At 72.0% G+C, this 3,889-nt stretch carries 4 protein-coding genes; 3 read left to right on the forward strand and 1 reads right to left on the reverse strand.

Annotated elements, in window-relative coordinates:
- The coding region (locus tag AVW11_RS35240) for an IS701 family transposase (RefSeq protein WP_240528352.1) at nt 1-750 on the reverse strand (750 nt) is incomplete at its 3' end.
- A 321-nt stretch (nt 751-1,071) separates the two neighbouring features.
- Here AVW11_RS35240 and AVW11_RS35245 point away from each other — a divergent pair.
- The 3 genes from AVW11_RS35245 to AVW11_RS35255 all read left to right on the forward strand — a co-directional run bounded on the left by AVW11_RS35245 (nt 1,072) and on the right by AVW11_RS35255 (nt 3,778).
- A complete protein-coding gene (locus tag AVW11_RS35245) occupies nt 1,072-1,656 on the forward strand; it encodes a TetR/AcrR family transcriptional regulator (RefSeq protein ID WP_225884622.1) in 585 nt (194 codons plus the stop codon).
- A 57-nt stretch (nt 1,657-1,713) separates the two neighbouring features.
- On the forward strand, nt 1,714-2,622 hold the full coding sequence (gene galU, locus AVW11_RS35250; protein WP_076047060.1) for a UTP--glucose-1-phosphate uridylyltransferase GalU: 909 nt from the start codon (nt 1,714-1,716) through the stop codon (nt 2,620-2,622).
- Between the two features lie 193 nt (nt 2,623-2,815).
- Nucleotides 2,816-3,778 (forward strand): ParB/RepB/Spo0J family partition protein, encoded by a 963-nt coding sequence (locus AVW11_RS35255; protein WP_240528351.1) that lies wholly within the window; start codon nt 2,816-2,818, stop codon nt 3,776-3,778.
- Nucleotides 3,779-3,889 lie beyond the last annotated feature (111 nt).

Consider the following 3,889-nt stretch of genomic DNA (forward strand, 5'->3'; position numbering starts at 1 on the left):
GGTGTGCGCGGCCGCCCGGGCCGGCTCGGCCCCGTGGCCCGGTCCGGCCGCGCACACGGGGAGAGTCGGCGGGACGGACACCAGGAAGTCGTGTCCGCGCCGGCCGAGCATGCCGATCAGCGGCGCGGCGGCGCCCAGGCGGCTGAGGTCGGCGACCACGGGGACGCGTGCCGCCGAGGTGCGGGCGGCGATCGAGTCGACGAGGTCCAGGACCAGTGACTCCGGGGTCTGGTGCGCCACGTCGGGGGAGATCCGTGCCCGGCGGCGCAGGGCGGGGTCCACGGACCAGGACTCGGGGAGCACCAGCCGCCAGTCGACGGGCACGCTCATGCCGTCCAGGGACAGGAAGAGGCTGAATCCGAACTGGCAGTTGACGATGCGGCCGGCGACGGGATCGAAGCGGCGGTGCACGCCGACCGAGTGCTCACCGCGCTTGGGGAAGCAGACCTGCCCGATCGTCCAGGCGTGCACCGGGTGGCGTTCCTCCACCCAGCGCAGCAACTCGGCGCGAGCCGGATCCCACTCCCAGGGGCTTGCGTTGATGAACTGCTGAAGGGACTGGGACGCGGTGGGTGACGCGGTCACGGAAGCCGCGAGTCTGCGGACGGACTTCTTGCCCGGGGTGGTGAGCAGGCCCTGTAAGTAGACCCGCGCCCATCTGCGCTGGTCGGCCCTCGGCAAGTGGCCGAAGAGGCGTTCCGTGAACTCGTCCAGGGCGGTCCCGCCGGCAGGCAGGGCTCTGGTCCTCATGTGCGCCGTCATCTGTCGTCTCCCCCTCCGGTGCTGACATCGGTCTGCGCCATGACACCCAGAGAGTACAGAACGTTCGTTTTGTTTTCTAGCCGAAGTATGGCGTCCCCGGCGCGACTTGGGCACGTTGGGGGTACGGCGCAGCCGCTCCCGACACGGGGCGGCGCGGGACGGCGGGGCATGGTCGCTTCTTCGTCAAGTAGCCGTTGTGCGCGGCCGGTGCCGGGGCGACGCTTGGGGTCGTCCCCGTGCCGGGCGCGGGGGCGAGTGAGGAACGAACGGGATGGCAGTGGTAGTGCAGTGGTGAAGCAAGAGCGCGGCGTGCGCACCCGTAATCATCTGATCTCGGTGGCCGCCGCCGAATTCGACCGCAATGGATACGAGGGGACGTCGCTTTCCCGGCTGAGCAGATCGGCCGGTATTTCAATCGGGGCCGTCACCTTTCACTTCTCGGCGAAGGGGGAACTGGCCTCCGCCGTCGAGGATTCCGGTCGGGCCGCCACCCGCAGAGTGGTCGAGGGCGTGACGGCCCGCGGAGGGCCGGCGCTGGACACCGTCTCCTCGCTCGTCCTGGCCCTCGGCCGGCTGATCGAGACCGACGCGGCCGTGCGCGCCGCGGCCCGGCTCACCCAGGAACGTGTCGGCGCCGGACCCGAGTGGTGCGGTTGCTGGCTCCCTGACGTCGAGGAACTGCTGGAACAAGCGGCGCAGGAGGGGCAGCTCCATCCGGAGGTCGACCCGCGCCCGCTCACGCAGCTGACGGGGCATCTGGTCGGCGGAGTCGTCGCGCGGGCGCGCCGGGAGCGCAAGGAGCGTCCCGGCGCGATCGTCGGCGAGCTCGGCGAGCTGTGGTGCCTCGTCCGGCGGCGCGTCGCGGCCCGCCCGGAAGTGGAAATGCCCAAGTAGGCGCAAAGGCGCGGGAATTCCGGCCGTTGGCGTCAGGTGCCGTCTAGCGTCGGTGCCATGAATTCCACGCCTCCGCAGATAACCAAGGCAGTGATCCCCGCCGCGGGACTCGGAACCCGATTCCTCCCGCTGACGAAGGCCACCCCCAAGGAAATGCTCCCGGTGGTCGACAAGCCCGCCATCCAGTACGTGGTGGAAGAGGCGGTCGCGGCGGGGATGTCGGACATCCTCATGGTCACCGGACGCAACAAGCGGCCGCTCGAGGACCACTTCGACCGCAACCACGAGCTGGAGGAAGCCCTCCAGCGCCGTGGTGATCAGGACAAACTCAACAGCGTCTGCGCCTCCACCGAACTCGCGGACATCCACTACGTGCGCCAGCGGGACCCCAAGGGCCTGGGGCATGCCGTCCTGTGCGCGGCGCCGCACGTCGGCCGGGAGCCCTTCGCGGTCCTCCTGGCCGACGACCTGATCGACCCCAGGGACCCCCTGCTGGCCCGGATGGCCGAGGTGCGCGCCCGGCTCGGCGGCAGCGTCGTGGCCCTCATGGAGGTGGACCCGGACGCCATCCACCTGTACGGATGCGCCGCGGTCGAGCAGGCGGCAGCCGCCGGCGACGGCGTGCGCATCACCGAACTGGTGGAGAAGCCCGAGCCCGGCACCGCCCCCAGCAACCTCGCCGTCATCGGCCGCTACCTCCTCGACCCCGAGATCTTCGAGGTGCTGCGGGACACCGCCCCCGGGCGCGGCGGCGAGATCCAGCTCACGGACGCACTGCGCACTCTCGTGCGCGCCGGACGCCCCGTGCACGGCGTGGTCTTCTCCGGCCGCCGCTACGACACGGGGGACCGTGCCGAGTACCTGCGCGCCACGGTCCGCCTCGCCTGCGAGCGCGAGGACCTCGGCCCCGAATTCCTGTCCTGGCTCAGGGAGTTCGTGCGTGCGGAGGAGTTCGCGCCGGTCTGATCCACCGCCCGGTGGGCGACCGGGGAACTTCCGCGGTCGCCCACCCGAGCGGCCCCGACTCCGCCGACTTGCCCAAATCTCCACGGGGTTCGAGCACTCCATAGGTTACCGAACGGTAATTACGTAATTTCTTCTCCGGGCCCGGCGATCGGCGCGGCGCCCCGGTCATCGAGCGCACGAAGGGAGGTGAACCATGGACGACCCGAACGCAGGACACCGGGCCGACCGGACCGCCGAGGCCGCCGCAGAGGTATCGGTCGGCGTACTGCTCGCCGCGGACTCCCCCCGTACCGGACCCGTGGACGAGAGCCACGCCCAGGCCCTCGCGCACTCCGGCCGGACACTCCCGCCGCTGCTCGTGCACCGCCCCACGATGCGGATCATCGACGGGACGCACCGCTTGCGGGCGGCAGTGCTGAGGGGGCGCGACACCGTCGCAGTGACGTACTTCGACGGCAGTGCCGAGGACGCGTTCGTCCTCTCGGTCGAGGCCAACATCAGCCACGGACTCCCGCTGACGCAGGCGGAGCGGACCGCTGCGGCGCTACGGATCCTGCGGTCCCATCCGGACTGGTCCGACCGCGGCATCGCGCAGCGGACCGGACTGGCGGCCAAGACCGTCGCAGCGCTGCGCCGCCGGGAGGCGCCGGAGCAGGAACCACCGGGCCGCGTGGGCCGGGACGGGCGCGTCCGGCCGGCCGATCCGGCCCGCGGCAGGGAGGCCGCGGCCCGGCTGCTCGCCGGCCGACCCACCGCCTCCCTGCGGCAGATCGCCCGGGAGGCGGGCATCGCCCCCTCGACCGTACGGGACGTACGCCGCCGGATCGGCGAGGGCGAGGACCCCGTACCGGCGGGTCAGCGGCGCTCCGGCAACACCCCCGGCCCGGTGACCGCCCGCGGCCGCGGGCAACCGCTGCCCGCGCTGGTCACCGGCCTCTGCAAGGACCCCCTGCTCAGACTCAGCGAGGCGGGCAGGCTGCTGCTGCGCATGCTCGACCTCCAGGTGAGCGCTCTGCGCCAGCGGGAGCGGATCGTCGCCGCGGTGCCCCCGTACCGGGCCGAGACCGCTGCCGCCGCTGCCGCGCAATGCGCCCGCGACTGGCAGGAACTCTCGGAGGAACTGGGCCGCCGCGCCTCGGCGCAGGCGCAGGCCTGAGCGGTCCTCCACCCCCATACCGGCCTTCCCCGCTGGAAGGCCCCGTTCATGTGTGTGTCGGAAAGGAAGTCTGGCGATGTCGGTTGTCGAGGGTGCGCGGGTCGATTCGGG

Origin of the sequence: Streptomyces amritsarensis (assembly GCF_001953875.1) — a bacterium.
In the GTDB taxonomy this organism is placed as follows: domain Bacteria; phylum Actinomycetota; class Actinomycetes; order Streptomycetales; family Streptomycetaceae; genus Streptomyces; species Streptomyces amritsarensis.